The sequence below is a fragment of the Yoonia sp. R2-816 genome, from assembly GCF_046762905.1.
GTDB lineage: Bacteria > Pseudomonadota > Alphaproteobacteria > Rhodobacterales > Rhodobacteraceae > Yoonia.
Genome location: NZ_JBKQXN010000346.1, coordinates 1 through 19,195 on the forward strand (window position 1 = coordinate 1; position 19,195 = coordinate 19,195).

19 protein-coding genes and 1 tRNA gene are annotated in these 19,195 nt (G+C 56.7%); 11 read left to right on the forward strand and 9 right to left on the reverse strand.

Features of this window, described 5'->3' with window-relative positions:
* Positions 1 to 379: 379 nt before the first annotated feature.
* The 4 genes from ACFWW2_RS25555 to ACFWW2_RS25570 all read right to left on the reverse strand — a co-directional run bounded on the left by ACFWW2_RS25555 (position 380) and on the right by ACFWW2_RS25570 (position 3,421).
* On the reverse strand, positions 380 to 1,096 hold the full coding sequence (locus ACFWW2_RS25555; protein ID WP_393933290.1) for a DUF3800 domain-containing protein: 717 nt from the start codon (positions 1,094 to 1,096) through the stop codon (positions 380 to 382).
* Positions 1,097 to 1,458: 362 nt separating this feature from the next.
* Positions 1,459 to 1,887 (reverse strand): hypothetical protein, encoded by a 429-nt coding sequence (locus ACFWW2_RS25560; protein WP_393933292.1) that lies wholly within the window; start codon positions 1,885 to 1,887, stop codon positions 1,459 to 1,461.
* A gap of 6 nt (positions 1,888 to 1,893) precedes the next feature.
* Entirely contained in the window at positions 1,894 to 2,640 is a 747-nt protein-coding gene (locus ACFWW2_RS25565; RefSeq protein ID WP_393933294.1) for a hypothetical protein, read from the reverse strand.
* Positions 2,641 to 2,995: 355 nt separating this feature from the next.
* Positions 2,996 to 3,421, reverse strand: coding sequence for a hypothetical protein (locus ACFWW2_RS25570; RefSeq protein WP_393933296.1), 426 nt, complete (start codon positions 3,419 to 3,421; stop codon positions 2,996 to 2,998).
* Positions 3,422 to 3,929: 508 nt separating this feature from the next.
* On the opposite strand from ACFWW2_RS25570, the gene ACFWW2_RS25575 reads away from it, so the two are divergent.
* From ACFWW2_RS25575 to ACFWW2_RS25585, 3 genes are read left to right on the forward strand one after another with little or no spacing between them, the layout of a single operon-like run.
* Positions 3,930 to 4,238 (forward strand): DUF3489 domain-containing protein, encoded by a 309-nt coding sequence (locus ACFWW2_RS25575; RefSeq protein WP_393933298.1) that lies wholly within the window; start codon positions 3,930 to 3,932, stop codon positions 4,236 to 4,238.
* On the forward strand, positions 4,235 to 4,720 hold the full coding sequence (locus ACFWW2_RS25580) for a DUF2924 domain-containing protein (RefSeq protein ID WP_393933300.1): 486 nt from the start codon (positions 4,235 to 4,237) through the stop codon (positions 4,718 to 4,720). The genes ACFWW2_RS25575 and ACFWW2_RS25580 overlap by 4 nt, the downstream gene beginning before the upstream one ends.
* The gene (locus ACFWW2_RS25585) at positions 4,717 to 6,396 is read left to right on the forward strand and encodes a recombinase family protein (protein WP_393933302.1); all 1,680 of its coding nucleotides are present in this window, start codon (positions 4,717 to 4,719) and stop codon (positions 6,394 to 6,396) included. Before ACFWW2_RS25580 ends, ACFWW2_RS25585 begins: the two co-directional genes overlap by 4 nt.
* Positions 6,397 to 6,599: 203 nt before the next feature.
* On the opposite strand, the gene ACFWW2_RS25590 is transcribed toward ACFWW2_RS25585, so the two are convergent.
* Positions 6,600 to 6,689 (reverse strand) — tRNA-Ser (locus tag ACFWW2_RS25590).
* Between the two features lie 376 nt (positions 6,690 to 7,065).
* On the opposite strand from ACFWW2_RS25590, the gene ACFWW2_RS25595 reads away from it, so the two are divergent.
* The 7 genes from ACFWW2_RS25595 (at position 7,066) to ACFWW2_RS25625 (ending at position 13,542) form a co-directional block, all read left to right on the forward strand.
* Positions 7,066 to 8,022, forward strand: a complete 957-nt coding sequence (locus ACFWW2_RS25595) for an SPOR domain-containing protein (RefSeq protein ID WP_393933304.1) — start codon at positions 7,066 to 7,068, stop codon at positions 8,020 to 8,022.
* A 28-nt stretch (positions 8,023 to 8,050) separates the two neighbouring features.
* Positions 8,051 to 9,241, forward strand: coding sequence for a D-alanyl-D-alanine carboxypeptidase family protein (locus ACFWW2_RS25600; protein ID WP_393933306.1), 1,191 nt, complete (start codon positions 8,051 to 8,053; stop codon positions 9,239 to 9,241).
* A complete protein-coding gene (gene tmk / locus ACFWW2_RS25605; protein ID WP_393933308.1) occupies positions 9,238 to 9,846 on the forward strand; it encodes a dTMP kinase in 609 nt (202 codons plus the stop codon). The genes ACFWW2_RS25600 and tmk overlap by 4 nt, the downstream gene beginning before the upstream one ends.
* Positions 9,843 to 10,949 (forward strand): DNA polymerase III subunit delta', encoded by a 1,107-nt coding sequence (locus ACFWW2_RS25610; RefSeq protein WP_393933310.1) that lies wholly within the window; start codon positions 9,843 to 9,845, stop codon positions 10,947 to 10,949. Before tmk ends, ACFWW2_RS25610 begins: the two co-directional genes overlap by 4 nt.
* A 10-nt stretch (positions 10,950 to 10,959) precedes the next feature.
* Complete coding sequence (locus ACFWW2_RS25615) at positions 10,960 to 11,748, forward strand: TatD family hydrolase (RefSeq protein WP_393933312.1); 789 nt, start codon at positions 10,960 to 10,962, stop codon at positions 11,746 to 11,748.
* The gene (locus ACFWW2_RS25620) at positions 11,745 to 12,545 is read left to right on the forward strand and encodes an MBL fold metallo-hydrolase (protein WP_393933314.1); all 801 of its coding nucleotides are present in this window, start codon (positions 11,745 to 11,747) and stop codon (positions 12,543 to 12,545) included. Before ACFWW2_RS25615 ends, ACFWW2_RS25620 begins: the two co-directional genes overlap by 4 nt.
* A gap of 67 nt (positions 12,546 to 12,612) precedes the next feature.
* On the forward strand, positions 12,613 to 13,542 hold the full coding sequence (locus ACFWW2_RS25625) for an AEC family transporter (RefSeq protein WP_393933316.1): 930 nt from the start codon (positions 12,613 to 12,615) through the stop codon (positions 13,540 to 13,542).
* On the opposite strand, the gene ACFWW2_RS25630 is transcribed toward ACFWW2_RS25625, so the two are convergent.
* Positions 13,539 to 13,826, reverse strand: a complete 288-nt coding sequence (locus tag ACFWW2_RS25630) for a DUF1330 domain-containing protein (RefSeq protein ID WP_393933318.1) — start codon at positions 13,824 to 13,826, stop codon at positions 13,539 to 13,541. The genes ACFWW2_RS25625 and ACFWW2_RS25630 overlap by 4 nt on opposite strands.
* A 35-nt stretch (positions 13,827 to 13,861) precedes the next feature.
* Complete coding sequence (locus ACFWW2_RS25635) at positions 13,862 to 14,863, reverse strand: HWE histidine kinase domain-containing protein (protein ID WP_393933320.1); 1,002 nt, start codon at positions 14,861 to 14,863, stop codon at positions 13,862 to 13,864.
* A gap of 121 nt (positions 14,864 to 14,984) precedes the next feature.
* On the opposite strand from ACFWW2_RS25635, the gene ACFWW2_RS25640 reads away from it, so the two are divergent.
* Positions 14,985 to 15,968, forward strand: coding sequence for a hypothetical protein (locus ACFWW2_RS25640; protein WP_393933322.1), 984 nt, complete (start codon positions 14,985 to 14,987; stop codon positions 15,966 to 15,968).
* Positions 15,969 to 16,169: 201 nt separating this feature from the next.
* Here the strand turns inward: ACFWW2_RS25640 and ACFWW2_RS25645 are convergent, their stop codons facing one another.
* Both ACFWW2_RS25645 and ACFWW2_RS25650 read right to left on the reverse strand, forming a co-directional pair.
* Entirely contained in the window at positions 16,170 to 18,491 is a 2,322-nt protein-coding gene (locus ACFWW2_RS25645) for a glycosyltransferase (protein ID WP_393933324.1), read from the reverse strand.
* 203 nt (positions 18,492 to 18,694) lie between these two features.
* Positions 18,695 to 19,114, reverse strand: a complete 420-nt coding sequence (locus ACFWW2_RS25650) for a VOC family protein (RefSeq protein WP_393933326.1) — start codon at positions 19,112 to 19,114, stop codon at positions 18,695 to 18,697.
* Positions 19,115 to 19,195 lie beyond the last annotated feature (81 nt).

Genomic DNA, 19,195 nt, shown 5'->3' on the forward strand with positions numbered 1-19,195 from the left:
TTGCAAAACTGTCCTTGATTTTGGCGCGTCTGTAGCCGCAGCTCCGAGAAGCGGACATTTGTTCAAGGCGCAGCATCGGTGAGTCTGGGCTCTCTGCCGTCATCTGACAGTTTTGGTCGGTTGACTAGTGCCAGCCCAAACCGGACATTTGTGTCTCCGATCCATCCAGTCGTTCAGCCGGCAAAGTTGCCATTCAATCGCTGCCACTCAAAGGCAATCATCTTGCTCTCCGCGGTCCCCAAACCGGCCTTGGCGTTTTGGTCGAAGCAGATTGACCACATTGACACACTGCTGAGGAACACCCACATTAGAGGAACGACCGACAGTGTAGCGGTGCATAACCTTGCCAGCCTCCTGTGGGCGTCGGTCGTCTCCATTTCTACCGATACCATTGCGCTTCGCTTGGCCAAACCCGAACTCGTGCGCAAGTCTGGATTCCACTCGCAGAGATGACATCGGCAACCCCTTTTCTCCAACCTTTAGTGTTGTCCTGCTGCATGAACTGCATGCAAAACAAGAAGACGTCTGCGAGTTGGATCATGCGGCTGTGATGCGACCTAGCGAAGTGAACCGTGTCAATAATGTTCTCAATGTTGCGCCCACGGTTCCAGTGTGTTCCGCCAGCTCGGTAGCGAGACAACGATGCAACTGACGGACCAACAAACGGTTCGTCATAATCTCCAAATAACATCCCGACGCTGTCCAAACTTTTGAAGAGGGAGTCGGCCTGCTCGATAAGATACATGAAAGCAATCTCTTCAGGTGGCGTAGGCGAGTGCGTAATGTTGTCTGGAATGATCCGAATATAGAGGCGTTTAACCTTTTCGTGCTCGATGATCGCCAACAGCCTAGTCAGAATTTCAAGTCGATTGGTAAATTTACGGCCTTTGAAGTTACCTCTACCGCCAGATATTTCCTTGCCATGAAACTCAGTTTCTTTGGCTAGCAGACGCGATCCAAACGCATATTCGGAGACATCATTGACCGCGTCCTCAACTAATGGAACGTCGGCTGCATCCACACAGATTGCACCAAGCCAAAAACAGGGCTGTGTCGGCGGGTCATATTTCACTTCGTCATAGTAGAGAAGATGCATAGAATCAGTCTCTTACAGAGTTCCATAGTTGGCTTAGCTAATACAACTTCGTGAGAATAAACTCCACCTTAAGTTGTCGCGCTTCCACCTCATTATCCGGACCAACGCCTCTGATCCTCCCACACTGAAGTGGCCCTCCGCTATATTGAGAAAAATGGAGTAAACACATGGCAAACAAGCGACCGAAGTAATAAGAGATTGTCACGAATTTACGGCAGGTTGAGTTGCTGGCCAGGGGTGAACGTCCGCTATGCCTGATGCTCTGACAGCGTCGCCGACTAGATATAGACGCGGCAATTTGAAATGGAATGAAAATTCCAGGCAGTATTGAGAAAGATTCATGAGTTGAAAATCCTTGAATTCTAATCTTCTGCGACCCGATTAACTGCCTCTTCGGTATCGACCAAATTTTCCCCTTTAGGCTTGAATGCATCCAGCATTTTGTCCAGCAGTTGCGTCCAATAAACCCGCTTCGCGCTCTTGGTAAGGCCGGCCTTGTCAGTCACCGTATCTATAAGCTCTAGATAATTACGATTACTCTCTGACATAGATGTTCGCCGCAAAAATAGAGGTAGAAAGAAAATGAATATACCAACTGCTACATAAAACACCGCACTTGCCCCGCCGAAAGCAACAAGTAACGCATTGTGAGGAAATGTCTCAGCGAATGCTGAGATCACACCAGATAGAATAATCCCTAGTAGTAAACCGCCACACAGCCGCGTTGGATGCGCACCACCGAGAGCCTTGGTAACGAAAGATAAGCTTTGGGTGAACTGATCCCTATCCATTAAGGCCTACCCCCCGAGTACTTTACTATCCATTGAGTAATCTTTTAGGAGTTCGGTTCTCAGCTTTTCAACTGCCTTATCACCAAAATCGTCATCACCTGATATATTTTTTTTGCGCAACCACTCCATAAATTCAATGGCTTCAGACAAGTTCAACCCGTAGTAGCCCATATAGACCCGGTACAATTGCAACCCCCGGTGCATAATCACGATGCCAGTCAGTCCAAGCGTAATTGGAAAGAATTCATGTAAAAGTCCACCGGCGTAGCTGTACGTGAAAACACACATTGCAAGTAGAAAAATGATAGATAAATAAATAAATCCTTGATTCTTGCTAACCATTAGCGATGTCTCTGAGGAAACTCGAGCTCTTGCAGTACCCTTCACGCCCAACCTAGCGGTGTACTCTGCTATAATCTGATTCATCGCTCGACTCACAAATTTGGGAGAAGGTGCAAAAATCATCTTCATCCAGGGAACTGTTTTCAGTGGTCGCCTCGTACGATCAGCGGCCAGATTGCGTTTTAGAAACCTTCTAAAAAAAGCTCCAAATACCACTGTGATTGTAGTAAGAGCCAACAGATATTCTTTCCCTAGATGACCGAAGTAAGCCGGAACAAGGAACACATCGGCTGATTCTACATCCGATATGATAGCGTCGTAAGCAGTATTCATTGCGCCAAAAACAACGACCAACGTTAACAGAATCGACGCCCAGACAACGGTAGGTATCGCCCAAGCAACCGAAATCATCCTCTTTAACTTTCCCCACATAATCTACTCTCTCATAGCAATAATATAATGAGGCAAAGCATCGGCGCTTGGCCCTTTGCGTGTCAACCTATTTAATGCTGGTGTTCAGCTGCACTAAGGGCTCGCTGCCGACTTCAGGCGGTTTTGGTCAGATGACTTGTGCCAGACCGAATCGGACATTGGGTTACAAAGCGGGTTGGCCGGTCAGCGGAGAGGCTGTGTGGAAAGGGGCGGTACTTACACGATCACTAGCGGTGGCAATAGGAACTACAGTGGGTGCTAAAAGGCAACTGTCAGATGACCGGCTAGTCCTGCAGAACACACCTTCAAGCAACGAACCTATTTGTAGTCGCAGCTAAAGCCCGCTCGCAGTATTTGTGTGAGTGCTAGTCTGACCCGCTATAATGGTTCTAGCGCCACTAGCAGGTGCGTCGTTAATATGCTCACAAGCCGCTGTTCCGCCCTCAAATAACCACCCCTGTGTCTCGCTTTCGTTGAGAATAAACACCGACTCCACTTCCGGCATATTTTGCCCTAATAGGGGACCAAAGCAAAACCCCGATTGAATCGACGCGTAATAAATACTGTCTGTAATTCTGCTCTGAGGTAGAATAACCCGCAATACCCCGCCTGTATCAAGCCGAATGCTGTTCGGTTGCCATTGCGAGAAACGCTCGTTTGCATCACTGATCGTGTCTGCAAGAACCATGATTGGTGTTAAAGTCATTGCAAATGCCAATGGTCTAAAGAATTTCATAGTACCCCCCAAAATTTGTGTCATCGAAGTCTCACACAACAATCATACTCTCACAAGTCTAGAGCAAATGGATGCTAAGGAAGGCATGATTGATCTGTCTGACGGAAAATCTGCGCCAAAACCAAAAGTCAGCTTGGTCCGACATTAGCCGACCTCAGGGACCCTGACGCGCCCGATGAAGCCAACAGAAACAGTCGGATGAGTTCGGGCACCATCGGGTTTTGCACTCGCGGCGAAAGTCCGGTTCGGTAAAGCTGCATTGCTGCGTAGCCAGCCCCGATGAACGGTAGGAATGGGCCAAGCATGCCTTGGAAGCCACGTATGCTTTGCAACTTTGCAGTGTCCGCTTTCTGCGCATCGCCGACGTTGCTGAGACATCCTGCGAACGATCACCTTCCCACCTTTTCGACTGGACTTGTGCTGAACAGGAAGCGGTAGTGTGTGTGCGTTTTGCGTGAGTCTCCGCCCGGTCTGTCGGGCTTGGGTCAGTACTGGGGGCAAGTTGCCCTCCGGTTTGATCAAGGAGACAGGCATGACGACGACCAATGCACAACAAGAGCCAGCGCGTAAACCAAACAAACCGACAGCACGACGCAAGACTGCTGCAAAACCCACCCGCAAGAGCTTGCTGATCAAGGCCTTGTCCAAGGCGAAGCCGGTCACGGCTGCCCGGCTCGCAACATCGCTCTCACTGCAACCCCATTCGGTACGGGCTGCGATCAGCGGGTTGCGCAAGGAAGGCCTGGTGGTCGAGACCATCAAGTCACAAAGCGGTGGTCCAGCAAGCTACCGGATCGTCCCACAGGCTGCTGAGAGTGCCAAGCAGGGTAATGATGCATGAGGGCGGGCAATGATAAGACCGCCGTCGTAACCACCCTCGCAGCGCTTGCCACGGCTGAGCGTGCTGAGCTTCTCGCCCGGTGGCGCCGTGTACATGGTGCGCCGCCACCCAAGAGCCTGTCGGTCGGGTTCTTGCGCAAGGCCCTGCGCTATGAGGCCCAGGTCGCCGCATGCGGCGGACCAACACGCCAGGTGCTGCGCGATCTGAAGCGACAGGCAACGTCTGACACAGCCGCGTCCCCCAAGGCGGGCCTGGCGCCGGGGACACAGCTTGTCCGTCAATGGAACGGGCAGACCTATCGCGTGACAGTATCAGAGGCGGGTTTTGTGATGGAGGGACAAACATGGACCTCGCTCTCCGCCCTGGCGCGCCACATTACCGGTGCCCATTGGTCCGGCCCACGCTTCTTTGGGCTTGGCAAAGGCACCCGCCAAGCTGCGGTCCAGCAGGCGGTGCTGCGTCCGGGGTTGGTACGGCCATGACAGTGCAACCCGCCACAACAGGGAGACGACGTAAAATCCGCTGCGCGATCTATACCCGCAAATCGACCGACGAGGGTCTGGAACAGGACTTCAACTCGCTGGATGCCCAGCGAGAAGCCTGCGAGGCCTATGTGGCCAGCCAGAAAGCAGAAGGATGGGTGCTGGTCGCGGAGCCGTTTGATGATGGCGGCTATTCCGGCGGGACATTGCAGCGCCCGGCCTTGCAGCGCCTGTTAGCGGCCATCGCGCAGCGCCAGATTGATCGGATCATCGTCTACAAGATCGACCGGCTGACCCGCTCACTCGCAGATTTCTCCAAGATCGTTGATCAACTGGATGCGGTGGAGGCGAGCTTTGTCTCGGTCACACAATCCTTCAACACGGCCACCAGCATGGGGCGGCTGACACTCAACATGCTGCTCAGCTTCGCGCAGTTCGAACGCGAGGTGACGGCGGAGCGGATCCGGGACAAGATCGCCGCCTCGAAGCGCAAGGGCCTCTGGATGGGCGGATCGGTGCCCCTTGGATATCTCGCAGAGGGGCGCACGCTGAAGATCGATCCCGAGACAGCCCCAACGATCAGGCGCCTGGTCGCGCTCTATCATGAGCATGGGTCTATTGTTGCCGTCACCAGATGCGCCAAGGAAGAGGGGCTTTGCACCCGGATCGTGACGGACGCGGCAACAGGACAACGTCGTGGCGGCAATCCATTGAGTCGTACCCATATCCACCAGATCCTCAGCAACCCGATCTATGCCGGGCGCATCCGGCATCACAAGGCCATCTATGAAGGACAGCATCCCGCCTTGATCCCGCCTGATGACTGGGAGGCCCTGCAAATGCAGCTCAGGACAGATGCTGCGCGCCGCCGAGGCAGCCAGAACCGTGGCGCACGCGCAGCCCTCTGTGGCAAGATCTATGATGCGCAGGGGGAGACACTGACCCCGACACATACGGTCAAGGACAAGACCCGTATCAGGTATTACATCTCCCGCTGCCTTGTGAGCGGTGCAGCAAAGGACCATCCCCATGCCTGGCGCTTGCCTGCTGTCAAACTCGAAAACGAGATCGCCGCATTGATCCAGGCGAAGCTGGCAGATGCCGCCTTCATCGCAGCCCTGCTGCCAGAGGCCGATGCGGCCACGCTCCAAGATGCCATAGCTGCCGCAACACGGTTTGTTGCGGCAAACGCGAAAGACCCAGCCGCAACTACACTACAACTCATTGCACGCATCGACCTCGGCGCTGCCCACATCCGATTAACACTTGATGTAATCCAATTAGCTCAGATCCTCGGGATTGACCAAGAGATGCTGGATGACGCGCATCTGGCCTGGGACGACGCATTCACACTGAAGCGGCGCGGCGTTGAAACGCGGATCATCCTTGGTCAGGCGGGGGCCAATATCGATCCGGTGCTCTTGCGCAACATCCATCAGGCGCGGCTCTGGTACAGCGAGATCATCGCGGGCAAGACGATCACACAGCTCATAGCACGTGATGGCGTCTCTCGAGGCAGGCTCAGCCGCAACCTCAATCTGGCCTTCCTCGCCCCTGATCTTCTCACACAGATCACCACTGGCCATCAGCCTCTTGGCTTTACATCCGAATGGCTGAAGAGCAATGACTTACCCGCCGATTGGGATGCGCAACGCGTCCTGTTCAACGCGCTGTAAACCACCACTAAAAAACTTCTTCAGCTCCAGTTGACCCATGGTCAAAAAACGGACCCGGCGCGTCGGGTACTTGAGACATACGAGCGAAAGAGTGCGGAGATCACAGCAGATCAGGTCTCAGGTGCAAGAATAGCATCCGATGAGCTTTGAAACGTCGGGAGAAAAGAACGCCAGAAAAACGTTCAAAAACAATAGGTTAAGTGTGGCGGAGGCTCAGGGATTCGAACCCTGGGAGGACTTTCACCCTCGTCGGTTTTCAAGACCGGTGCATTCGACCACTCTGCCAAGCCTCCGTCCGCGACGTGTTAGCGTCCAAATTGCGATTCGGAAAGGTCGATTGTCCGTGATAAAATCAACAGCAAGCTCGCGTCTTGCAGCGGCTTCCACAATGTCATGACGATCGCAGCGAGGAAGGCCCTTCAGCACGGGCGAAACGAAGCGGACCGACGACCACCAAACTAACCTCGCAAATGAGGGAAAATCCGCCGACAAAATAGCCATCAGCCTTTCAAAAAGGCAAGGCCGACGCTATCGTGACCACAAAATTGGGGTGCGCCTGCGGAATGTCGGAAGGACAACCGATACCGTTTGCGCAAAGTCACGCAAGTATCAAGGCTGAAAAACAGTCAATAACCCTGCAAAAACAGGGCGTAAGTAAAGGGGCAAAGAATGACGGGCATATCTTTTCGCAGGTCGGGGACAATCCGTATGTCGCTGGTGCTGGCCGCAGCACTCGGGCTGGCCGCATGTGACGAAAACGGCGAATTTGCATTCCCCAGCGGCGACGATGCTGCTGCATCCGGCACAACGACGAGTGCCGCTCCGCTCCAGACTACGACGACTGAACAGGATGTTGAGCGGCCTGACCTTTTTGAAGTTACGGATCGCGGCCTTTGGGATGGTCGCCCGTCATTAGGCGGGGCGTGGGTGGCGCATCCCGATGTGGTCGATCCCGAACGCGCGCTGATCCGCAACACGGCAACAGGTGAAACCGTTGTCGGTGCGCTCTTCCGTCGCGAACGTGAAAACCCCGGACCGCTTTTGCAGGTGTCGTCTGACGTGGCCGAAGCATTGGGTATATTGCCGGGTGCCCCGACCGAGCTATATGTTGTCGCCTTGCGCCGCGAGGAAATCACGGTCGAGGACGACGTGCCCGAAAACAACCCCGTTGTGGCCAGCCTTGCCACACCGGTAAATGTCGAGGCGACGCCGCTAGATCCTGTGGCTGGTGCTGCCGCTGCGATTGATGCCGCCGAAGAGGCCGCAGCGCCAGCTATTGATGTCGTGCTTCCTGCCGCGGCCGCAACGGCCGCCGCAGCAACAGAGGCCGCATCAACCGCGACTCCGGAAGCCGAGAATACAGCCGAAGCCGCCCCCGTTGCACCAGCCGCAATGGAAGGGCCGATGATCCAGATTGGTGTCTTCAGCGTTGAAGACAATGCAAATCAGGCCGCGCAGCGCCTGCGTGATGCGGGTGTTCCCACGACCGTCATCGCGCAAGAGGCGGGCGGGCGCACCGTCTGGCGCGTCGCGTCCGGGTCATCTGACGACACCGCAGAGCGCGATGATATTCTGGCAAAGATCAAGGATCTGGGCTATGTCGACGCCTTCGTCGTCGAAGGCTAATCCCGCGCAAAAACAGGAGTTCAGGCAGATGACTTTTCACGCTTTCCGTGCCGTCCTTCTAGGCCTCGCGCTCAGCGCGACAGGGGCGTTTGCCCAATCCTTTGATACGCGCGCAGAGGCGGCGTATGTCTTTGATCAGACAACGGGTACCGTTCTGTTGGCCAAGAACGAGGATTTGCCCCTCCCCCCCGCCTCCATGTCGAAACTCATGACCATCTACATGGCTTTCGAGGCGATTGCCGACGGGCGCCTTGTCATTGACGAATTGCTGCCGGTCTCTTCCGCTGCCGCTGCCTATGGCGGATCGTCGATGTTTCTGGATACAACCGACCGCGTCAGTGTCGAGGACCTGTTGCGCGGTGTCATCGTTCTGTCAGGTAATGATGCCAGCGCGGTTCTGGCCGAAGCCCTGTCGCCTGACGGGACCGAGGCAGGGTTTGCCCGTATGATGACCCAACGCGCGCAGCAGATGGGCATGATGAATTCCACCTTCGTCAATTCCAACGGCTGGCCTGCCGCCGGTCACCGCATGTCAATGGAGGATCTGGGTATTCTGGCCGACCGGATCATTACCGACTTCCCGACATTCTATCCGCTCTTCGCCGAAACAGAATTTGCATTTGACGGACGGGTTCCATCAAACTCGCGCAATCGGAACCCCGTGTTGACCCTCGGCATTGGCGCCGACGGGTTGAAGACCGGCCACACGCAAGAGGCCGGCTATGGTCTGGTGGGGTCGGCCAAGCAGGGTGATCGCCGCGTGATCTTTGTCATCACCGGGCTGGAGACCCGGGAAGCCCGTGCGGAGGAGTCCGAAAAGCTGGTGAATTGGGCCTTTCGCCAGTTTGCCGAAAAAGAAGTCGCACGTGCCGGGTCCCGCATCGCAGAAGCTGACGTCTGGATGGGTGACACCCCCACTGTTGGATTGACAGTGGCCGAAGACCTATCACTGCTCGTCCCCATTCTGAACGAGGGCGAGGTGGACGCCGAGGTTGTCTACAACGGCCCGATTGAAGCCCCGATTGCGGCGGGTGATCAACTAGGTGAGTTGGTGATCAATCTTGACGGCCTGCCTGAAAAGCGGCTGCCGCTAGTGGCCGAAACGGCTGTGGCCCGTGGCGGGTTTGCCACCCGGCTGCGCACGGCGGCGCTGGTCCTTTGGGACAAGTTCGGACCAGGTGCCGAACCGACCGTGGATGAGGTGCCAGAGGAGGCATGACCAAGCCCCGTTTCATTACGTTTGAAGGTATCGACGGTTCCGGAAAATCCACACAATCCCGCCTTTTTGCAGAGCATCTGCGCAAGCATGGGCATCAGGTCGTCCTGACTCGTGAACCGGGCGGCAGCCCGGGTGCCGAAGAGATCCGACAACTGGTCCTGACCGGTGATCCGGAACGCTGGTCGGCTGAAACCGAAATCCTGCTCTTTACCGCCGCACGTCGGGACCATCTGGAAAAAACAATCGAACCGGCACTGGCAGCGGGTCAAACAGTGATCTGTGACCGGTTTGCCGACAGTACCCGTGTCTATCAGGGGGCCACGCGGGGTGATCTGCGCGGTATGGTCGATCAGTTGCACACGCTCATGATCGGGCGCGAGCCTGATCTGACATTTATCATCGACATGGACCCTGAAACCGCGCTTGAGCGTGGATTGGCGCGCAAATCCGGCGAAGACCGATTCGAGGAGTTCGGCCTGCCCTTTCAGGAAACGCTGCGCCACGGGTTCCTGGCCTTGGCTCACGCACACCCCAGACGATGCGTTTTGATTGACGGCAATCGAACGCCTGACCAAATCGCATCAGAAATTGCGGCCTACGCATGAGCGATGACAGCATCCCAGAACCTGACCGGATCGAAGGCGCGCCGCATCCGCGCGAAACCGCGCAATTGTTCGGACAGGACAAGGCGGTTGCAGGCTTTCTTGAAGCGTTCTCAACGGGTCGTCTGCATTCAGGCTGGCTGATCACCGGCCCGCGCGGCGTGGGCAAGGCAACCCTTGCCTGGAAAATCGCCACGTTCCTATTGGCTGATCCGGACACTGGCCTGTTCGGTGAACCGACACTCGCCGTTGACCCCGATCACCCGGATGCGCGGCTGATCCAATCCGGCGCGCATCCCCGCCTCGCCCTGATCCGCCGTCCGCGGGATGACAAAACCAAGAAGCTGCGGACGGAAATCACCGTTGATGCGGTGCGTGCGCTCAAATCCTTTTTTCATATGTCGGCGACCGATGGGGGCCGTCGGGTGGTAATCGTTGATGCCGCCGATGAGCTGAACCGGAACGCCGCCAACGCCATCCTCAAGGAACTCGAAGAACCGCCAGAAAACTGCACGATCCTGCTGATCGCCCATCAGCCGTCACGTCTGTTACCCACGATCCGGTCACGATGCCGCGAACTACGCAGCAGCACGCTGAATGCAGAAAACCTGCAAAAGGCGCTGCAACAGGCCGGGCATCCGGCGGAAAATTCCGAAAGCCTTGCCACGCTGGCCGGCGGGTCAGCAGGCGACGCGATCCGACTTTTGAACCACGATGGCCTGCCGCTATACGCAGAGATCGTCAAACTGCTCGACGGATTGCCGCAGATCAACCGGCCCGCCGCGCTCAAACTGGCCGACAGCTGCGCCGGACGCGGTGCCGAAATTCGGTTCGGCCTGACGCTCGACCTGATCGATCTGTTCCTGTCCCGTGCGGCCCATGCAGGGCTATTGGGCGAACCCCACAGCCAAGGCGCGCCGGGCGAAGCGCGTTTGCTGGCCCGCCTCGCCCCCGATGACCGCGCCGCGCGTCATTGGGCGCAATTGCAGCAGGACCTGTCCAATCGGTCGCGCCACGGACGGGCGGTGAACCTTGACCCTGCCGCGCTGATCCTTGATATGATCTTCAAGATCGAAGAGACGGCGCAAGGTGTCGCCGCAGCGTAAAGGCGGCCCCGTGACCAACCCCAAAATCGTCGATAGCCACTGCCATCTCGACTTCCCCGATTTCGACGATGAACGCCCGGCCATCATCCAGCGCGCGCTGGATGCCGGGGTGGACCGGATGGTCACGATCTGCACGCGCCTGCGACAGGAACCGCAGGTCCGCGCCATCGCAGAAGCCTTCGATCCGGTCTACTACGCCGCCGGCACCCACCCGATGAGCGCGGCTGACGAACCGCTCGCCACCGTGGACGAACTCATTACCCTTGCGAAACACCCGAAGTTCGTTGGCATCGGCGAAAGCGGGCTGGACTATCATTACACAGCAGAAAGCGCTGATATCCAAAAGAAATCCCTGCGCATCCACATCGCAGCCGCACGCGAAACGGGGCTTCCGCTGATCATCCATGCGCGCGCCGCTGATGATGACATGGCGCAGATCCTCACCGATGAATACAAAAACGGCGCTTATACCTGCGTGATGCACTGCTTTTCCAGCACGGCCGAACTGGCCCGCACAGCGCTCGATCTGGGTTTCTATCTGTCGATGTCCGGCATCGCGGCTTTCCCCAAAAGCCAGGACTTGCGCGACATCTTCGCAGCCGCCCCGCTTGACCGGATCCTCGTGGAAACCGACAGCCCCTACCTCGCCCCGCCCCCGCATCGGGGCAGGCGGAACGAACCGGCCTATGCCGCACATACCGCACGGGCCGGTGCGGCGCTGTTTGATTTGCCCTACGCAGACTTCGCCGCACAAACCACCGCCAATTTCGACCGTCTGTTCTGGAAGGCGGCAGCATGACGGACACGATGACCTTCACCATTCTCGGCTGCGGTTCTTCAGGCGGCGTGCCGCGTCTGGGCGAGCTTTGGGGGGCGTGCGATCCCAACAACCCGAAAAACCACCGCCGCCGCTGCTCGCTCCTGATCACGCGGACCAACGGCGATCAGATCACGCGGGTACTGATCGACACCAGCCCGGACATGCGCAGCCAATTGCTGGATGCCGGGGTCGGCACGCTGAACGCGGTCGTCTACACCCATTCCCACGCCGATCACGTACATGGGCTGGATGATCTGCGGATGATCGTCTTCAACATGCGCGAAAGGCTGCAGGTCTGGGCGGATGGCGACACCAGCAACGATCTGCTCGGGCGGTTCGGCTACGCCTTCGTGCAACCCAAAGGGTCTGACTACCCGCCGATCTGCGAGCTCAACGCGATCAAAGGCGATATCACCATTTCCGGCCCGGGCGGCGTGATCACCCTGACCCCGTTCGAGGTCGAACACGGCAACATCGAAGCACTGGGTTTCCGTGTCGGCGATGTCGCCTACCTGCCGGACGTGTCGGAGATACCCGAGCCTGCCTGGGCCAAGCTGCAAAACCTCGACTGCTGGATTGTCGATGCGCTGCGCCGCGCGCCACATCCAACCCATGCACACCTGGCCAGAACGCTGAAATGGATCGAAAAGGTCCAACCGAAACAGGCCATCCTGACCAACATGCACAACGATCTGGACTACGACACCGTCAATGCCGAAACCCCCGATCATATCCACCCTGCCTATGACGGCATGACGCTCAGCTTTCCGATCTAGACGCAACCCTGCGGTCGGGCGGCAAACAAGAATGTAATGCGGCGCAAGCCGCGCCTTTGGATCACACATGGCCGCCCTGATCGAAGTCATCCTGCCAGTCTTCCTTGTCATCGGCTTCGGCTATCTGGCTGTCTGGAAAGGCTATTTCAGCGATGCGGGCGTCGACGGGCTAATGAAATTCACCCAAGGGTTCGCCATCCCCTGCCTGCTGTTCCGCGCCATCTCGACCCTCGATCTTGGCCAGAATTTCGATCTGGCATTACTGGGCAGTTTCTATATCGGGGCGCTCGCCGGATTCCTTGCCGGGCTGTTCGGGGGCCGATACCTCTTCCACCGCGATTGGGAGGACAGCGTCGCGATCGGCTTCTGCTGCCTGTTTTCCAACTCCCTGCTGCTGGGGCTACCGATCACCGAACGGGCCTATGGTGCCTCCGCGCTCGAAGCCAATTATGCAATCATCGCCGTCCATTCCCCGTTCTGCTACGCTGTGGGTATCACGGCTATGGAAGTCGCGCGCAATCGCGGCGGCAATATCGCCAGCCTGCCGGGCAAGGTGCTGCGGGCGATGTTTCGCAACGCCCTGATCGTCGGGATCACACTGGGGCTGATCGTCAATATCGGCGGCATCCCAGTACCCGGCGTCATGACCGATGCGCTGGACCTGATGGTGCGGGCCGCCCTGCCTGCGGCCCTGTTCGGGCTGGGCGGGGTGCTCTACCGCTACCGGCCAGAGGGCGACATGCGCACAATCCTCTACGTGGTTGCGGTGTCTCTCGTTTTGCATCCCGCCATCGTCTGGGGACTGGCCCGGTTCAATGATCTGGGCATCGATGCAACGCGGTCGGCAATGCTGACCGCCGCAATGGCGCCGGGAATCAACGCCTATGTGTTCGCAAACATGTACGGCAAGGCAAGACGGGTCGCTGCGTCATCGGTGCTGATGGGCACAGGACTGTCGATCCTGACGGTCTGGTGCTGGCTTTACGTGCTGCCCTAAACGCCTTCGACCAGCACGATCATGCTGGTCGCATTCTCGCGCCTGATCCGCGCAACCTCCTGATATTCCGGCGAATAATAAAGAGCCTTGGCGCTTTCGTAGTCCGGAAACTCGAACACCACATGCCGGGCAAAATCCGGCCCTTCCGCCACTTCGCCTGTGCCGCCACGGACGATGGGCCGGCCACCATAGGCCGCGATCATTGGCGTATCGCGGCGGATATACTCTTGATAAGCTTCCGGATTTTCCACCGTTATATGACCGATAACATAGCCCTTTGGCATAACTCTCCCCCTATTCATGCAGCCGAAACCGCGCCTTACTGGCCCACCGGAACGATGACATCCTCCGGCACCACCAGCATGTAGTGAAATCCCGTCGGTGTGAAGGCGCAGACAGCCTTGCCGCCCAACTGCCCGGGCAAAAGCTTGGTCAGCATCTGCATCCCAAAACCTGTTTCATCAGGTGCGACCAACCCTGAAACACCGCTTTCTTTCCAGACAAAATTGTGGCTGCCATCCTGCGGACGGTCCCATGTGATCTCGACCTTGCCCGTCGCAGTGGCAAGCGCGCCATGTTCCATCGCGTTCGAGATCAGTTCATGGACCGCCATGGCAAAAGTCTGGGCATGCAGGACTGACATGCGCCAGTCCGGTCCGCTGATCCCGATCGCATCGACGCGGTCAATCAGTTCGGATTGTATTTGCTGCTCAAGCACTTGGCGCACGGTCATCCCGTCCCAATTGGTGCCAGACAAAAAGGCATGGGTCTTGCCCAATGCCCTGATCCGGCTCTCGTAAGTCGCACGAAAAGCAGTCAGATCATCAGAGGATTGGGCCGTCTTGCGGGCAATAATCTGCACGAGCGTCAGGACATTGCCGATCCGATGCTGCAGTTCCGAGGCGAACAGATCGCGCTTGCCCCGCGCCTGTACTTCTTCGGTGACGTTTTCGACCCTGACAAGAAAAACCGGTCCATGGGTCGGGTGTGGCTGCATGGGGATACAATCCAGCGTCCACCACATGTCCTGTTTCGGGGCGGCAGGAACCGTTGGGTCGCTGATGGCATAGTGCAACTCTTTGAGTGAGGCGACCTGCCCTGACAGGGCCGTCAGAAAGGCTTTTGAAACAAGCGCTTGACGCTCTTCATCTCCCGGGAACAGCTCCAGCAGATGGGCGCCGATCAGAGTCTCGCGCCCCACCCCGACGCCGGCGCAATAGGCGTCATTCACCAGCAGAATCCGAAAATCCGCATCCAGCACAGCGTGGGGGGCCGTTGTCAGCTGAAAAATCCGCTGAAAATCAAAATCTGCATCTGTCATTTGCCCGCGCGCCCTGTCCCCGCTTTGTGACGCAACGCGGCACAGTGTCAGCCTGATCTGTAGTTGTCACGCAACCGGGCCAACGCTACAGCAGGATAAGTTAACACGAGACAAAGGCAATATGGCAGAACCGTTCAACATTCTGATCGTCGGTCAGGGCGGTCGGCTGCAATATGAAGCCGTGCTTTTTGCGGCATCGCTGCGGACCAATAGTCCGGATTTCGCGGGCCAGCTTTTTGTTGCCGAACCGCAGCCGGGGCCGAAATGGGCGCGCGATCCGCGCATGTCGGATGACATCAAATCGGTGCTGTCCGATCTGGGGGCAACGGTCGTGCCTTTTGCCTCAGACCATTTCGGCGACAGCTATCCCCATGGCAACAAGATCGAAGCGCTCAAGGCCCTGCCCGCCGGCCAACCCTTTGTTTTCTTTGACACAGATACCATGGTGACAGGCGATCTGAGCCGCCTGCAATGCGACTTTTCGCGGCCAACCGCCTCGATGAAACGCGAAGGGACATGGCCGGTGGAGGAGCTTTATTGGCCGGGATATACTGCGATCTGGAAGTCGCTGTACGACCGGTTTGCCTTGGATTTCGATAGCTCGCTTGATCTGTCGCAACCCGATGAATATTGGGAAAGATATCTGTATTTCAACGCCGGTTGGTTTCTTGGCCCGGACCCTGCGGAATTCGGGCAATTGTTCACCGAATACGCGGTTTCAGTGCGGGACAATCCGCCGGAGGAACTGGTCATCCAACCGCTCGATCCCTGGCTGGATCAGGTGGTGCTGCCGCTGGTGATCCATACGTTGGGTGGCGGACGGCCCAGGCCGGAACTGGACGGGCTGGATGGGGAAATAACGTGCCACTACAGGGTATTACCGCTGTTTTATGCCCGCGAGAGTGATCATGTGATTGACACGTTGGAGGCCGTGGCGGCACCCAACAAAATCAAGAAATGGCTCAAGCAATATGACCCGTTCAAGCGGATGATCTATCAGGGGCGCGGGCGGAAAGTGCGGGCGCTGTTTGATCAGACCAATCTGCCGCGCAAGGAAAAGGCGTTAAGAAACAAGATCAAGGCAGCGGGTTTCTGGATGCGCTGAGGGTGTTGCGTCACCCCCCACCGTACGGTCGCAACGACCGCACTGCACGAATCAAAGGTTAACGCCTGCATTTCCTGACAAAAACGCTGTCGGCATCACGTCGGATTTGCGTCGGCAAAGCGTCGGACCTTTTGTCGGGCATTTGTGGGGTTAAGGCCGCGTGCGGTGGGTTAAGTCGTTTCAACCATCGCTTTGGTTTAGTTACGCCGAATACCTCAGCGGTTTGCGGTCAGAGGCCAAATGCTGAATGAGCGCATTTTCGAAGTCTGACTGAAAACGCTTTTGCCTAAAGTACTCCAAAGCGTGTTTTTGACCCGCCTTGGCAATCGTGTCTCGCCGATGAGGGTCGCGGATGAGATCAGCGACATGTTTGGCCAAATCGGCCTGCCCATCTACGCCGATTGGAAAAAGTAATCCGGTTTTATTATGCTTGAGGATTTCCGTCGTTCCACCAGCCTCGGTACCGATCGCCGCCGTCCCAGCCGCCATGGCCTCAATCGTCACACGGCCAAAGCATTCGCCCCGTGGCGCGTCAATACCCTGGGTGTTCAGAACAAATGCGTCCGCTGCCAGGTAAAACTGAGCGATATCGGCTTGTTTAACGAACAAAAGTTTCTTGGGCGCAATAGCGCGCTCTGCACGCGTCAACTTGCGGAGAAAACGGGCTCGGTGCCGCTTGTTCCGAAAACCCACCAGCAGTACTTTGATTGGTAACTTTTGATCATGTGCAAGGTTGGACAAGGTGCGCAACAACAGCCTCTGACCCTTTCGGGGTTCTATCGTACCGATCGAACAAACCAAGAATTCGTCAGCTCCTATGCCCAGCTGCTGCCGGGCGCGCCTTCGCAGTGCGCTGTTGTTATATTGAAACTTGTCATCGCACTTGTTTGTCGACTGCGAAACTTCATCATCACCGACTATTTTGACAAAGCGATCGCTCAACCCCGGATGCACGACGGCAGCGGCGCTGAACTTACCAATCTTTTTCTGCCAAGCGTCGCGGCAGGCATGACTATCGAAGATCACAAGCTTGGCGTCTTGCAGGTGCGGGACATGCGGCAAGAAATGCTCGACGTCGATCTCATGCACCCACCACACCAGTTTCTGCGCCAGATTAGGGTTTTGATCCAACAGCTTGCGCACCCAAATGGCAACGGGCGGTGCCACCGTGTTGGCGATAATGACGTCAACCTCTTGAGCCACCGTCGGAGCAGTCTCTATCGGTATCAGAGGCAAGTCGAATTCTGCCGCCAGATTGTAGCCATTTATGTCATCTGATGCGGTGGCAAGCTGGACACATGCACCCTGACGCATGAGCATCTGGGCCGTCTCGCACAGAAGCAAGGGCGCACCGGTTCGGGATAGGTCATGCGTCAACATCAATACACGTTTGCCGCTAAATGCGCCATTGGTCGAGTATTCAGGCGGGGCAAGGCCCGAGAGCTGCCCGCGCCACGTATCTTTCACTATTGGCCCGGGACGATCAGTGTCCTTCTTTCCACGTTGCCCGCCAAAGACACAAATCCGATCGTCCCAGACGCCAACTGATGGCAGCTTGAGCCTGAAAGGAAGGTGGCCGCTGACCGACCAACGGTCATTGACGACATCGTAGCTTTGGATTGCATCTGTCAGTCGCAACTCAAAATTCTCTGGGTCCTTATAAATCTGTCCACCAACAGAGAGAATCTGGCCGTCGCGAAAAATGACCGAGAAATCATTGTGCGACGAAGCGATAGGCATATCAGCCAGCCGGCTCCATTCGCCAGAAGGTTCATCGAGCCGGAAACAATCAGACAGGTAGGTTTCCTGAGTTCGTCCAGTACATCGGAAATCCGGATCGCCTTCAATCGCCATGAAGTCACCCTGCTGCCCACCCACGACATAAAGATTGTCATCCACTAAGACACTTCCCCGATGCATACCGGGGGTCGGAATGGCAGTTTCGGGTCGCCAATGCGTATCTGTCGCTACTCCCTCATCGACCGCAATGCTCCAATGGTCGCCTTTGGGTGTCCATCGGTCCGCGCCCGCGCCTCCGACAAAGTGCAGCCGTCCGCGCCAAATCTGCATGGTTCCCGCGTAACGCGCCTGCGGTAGGTCAGGAAGTTTTTGCCAGGTACGGCACTTTGCATCGAACGAAAACACATCGGGCACTGCTGGGCTGCATTCCGCGCCTAGTTGTCCAGACGCAATGTAGATAAAGCGCTTGCCATCAGTTGCGGCTGCAAAATGTGATTGAGGCATTCCTTCGACGAGTGGAATGGTGTCGATCCAACGATCCGCTTCCAAATCGTAGATCTCGAAGTTTTCATTCACTTTGCCAAGATTGAGATACCCGCCAAATACGTAAAGCAACCGACCGATCTGAACTGCTCCGGCATCATAGAGACCGAACCGACCGGGTTCCATTCGTTGCCATGGTACCCCTCGTCGGGTTCTCAACTCTTCGTCAAGACGGCGTGCACGGTACCATTCCAATACTTTACGTTTGGCCAACTTTGGCGACAAAGAACGTGTATCCACAGTGATCTCCTGTCTGCGGGTTTGATCCTACTCAATCCTCACATCGGCTCGTCTGCGAAATCAAAATCACTATTATAAATGGAACGCTCAAAGAACCGTCATGCGATCAAGCATAGTTTTGCCATCGAACGATGATAGGAATCCAGTCTGCAGTATGAAAAACCACGCATTTACACGTATTTACCACGAAATCACGAAGTAATTCACTCGTCGGTTGCAAACACCCCGCTTTGCTCTGCGAACCCTTTCACCTCGATCGGGTTGCCGGAGGGGTCGCGGAAGAACATGGTCCATTGTTCGCCCGCCTCGCCTTTGAACCGCACGGAGGGGGCCATGATGAAGTCGGTTTGTCTTTCTTCCAGACGCCCGGCCAATGCGTTCCAATCATCGAGCGGCAGGACGACCCCGAAATGCGGCATGGGCACCATGTGATCCCCGACCTTGCCGGTGGGCGCGTTGCTGAAGGGTTCGCCCAGATGCAGGCTGAGTTGATGTCCGAAAAAGTCGAAATCGACCCAGGTGTCGGTGGATCGCCCTTCGACAGCCCCCAGCGCGCCGGAATAGAATTCTCTGGCCGCGTCCAGATCGGTGACGTGAAAGGCGAAATGGAACGGTACGGGCATGGTCTGGTCCTTTTCATCAAGGGCCGTTGAGTGCCCCCGGTTTTCCGCCTACACCTTCGCCCGACAGATTTCAAAGGGAGA

Excerpts from the sequence above, each read along its gene's own strand:
- ACFWW2_RS25585 (WP_393933302.1), top strand. The coding sequence starts at position 4,717 with ATGACAGTGCAACCCGCCACAACAGGGAGACGACGTAAAATCCGCTGC.
- ACFWW2_RS25625 (WP_393933316.1), top strand. The coding sequence starts at position 12,613 with ATGGCCGCCCTGATCGAAGTCATCCTGCCAGTCTTCCTTGTCATCGGC.
- ACFWW2_RS25580 (WP_393933300.1), top strand. The coding sequence starts at position 4,235 with ATGAGGGCGGGCAATGATAAGACCGCCGTCGTAACCACCCTCGCAGCG.
- ACFWW2_RS25640 (WP_393933322.1), top strand. The coding sequence starts at position 14,985 with ATGGCAGAACCGTTCAACATTCTGATCGTCGGTCAGGGCGGTCGGCTG.
- ACFWW2_RS25630 (WP_393933318.1), bottom strand. The coding sequence starts at position 13,826 with ATGCCAAAGGGCTATGTTATCGGTCATATAACGGTGGAAAATCCGGAA.
- ACFWW2_RS25565 (WP_393933294.1), bottom strand. The coding sequence starts at position 2,640 with ATGATTTCGGTTGCTTGGGCGATACCTACCGTTGTCTGGGCGTCGATT.
- ACFWW2_RS25610 (WP_393933310.1), top strand. The coding sequence starts at position 9,843 with ATGAGCGATGACAGCATCCCAGAACCTGACCGGATCGAAGGCGCGCCG.
- ACFWW2_RS25555 (WP_393933290.1), bottom strand. The coding sequence starts at position 1,096 with ATGCATCTTCTCTACTATGACGAAGTGAAATATGACCCGCCGACACAG.
- ACFWW2_RS25595 (WP_393933304.1), top strand. The coding sequence starts at position 7,066 with ATGACGGGCATATCTTTTCGCAGGTCGGGGACAATCCGTATGTCGCTG.
- ACFWW2_RS25650 (WP_393933326.1), bottom strand. The coding sequence starts at position 19,114 with ATGCCCGTACCGTTCCATTTCGCCTTTCACGTCACCGATCTGGACGCG.
- ACFWW2_RS25575 (WP_393933298.1), top strand. The coding sequence starts at position 3,930 with ATGACGACGACCAATGCACAACAAGAGCCAGCGCGTAAACCAAACAAA.
- ACFWW2_RS25600 (WP_393933306.1), top strand. The coding sequence starts at position 8,051 with ATGACTTTTCACGCTTTCCGTGCCGTCCTTCTAGGCCTCGCGCTCAGC.
- ACFWW2_RS25560 (WP_393933292.1), bottom strand. The coding sequence starts at position 1,887 with ATGGATAGGGATCAGTTCACCCAAAGCTTATCTTTCGTTACCAAGGCT.
- tmk (WP_393933308.1), top strand. The coding sequence starts at position 9,238 with ATGACCAAGCCCCGTTTCATTACGTTTGAAGGTATCGACGGTTCCGGA.
- ACFWW2_RS25635 (WP_393933320.1), bottom strand. The coding sequence starts at position 14,863 with ATGACAGATGCAGATTTTGATTTTCAGCGGATTTTTCAGCTGACAACG.
- ACFWW2_RS25620 (WP_393933314.1), top strand. The coding sequence starts at position 11,745 with ATGACGGACACGATGACCTTCACCATTCTCGGCTGCGGTTCTTCAGGC.
- ACFWW2_RS25570 (WP_393933296.1), bottom strand. The coding sequence starts at position 3,421 with ATGACACAAATTTTGGGGGGTACTATGAAATTCTTTAGACCATTGGCA.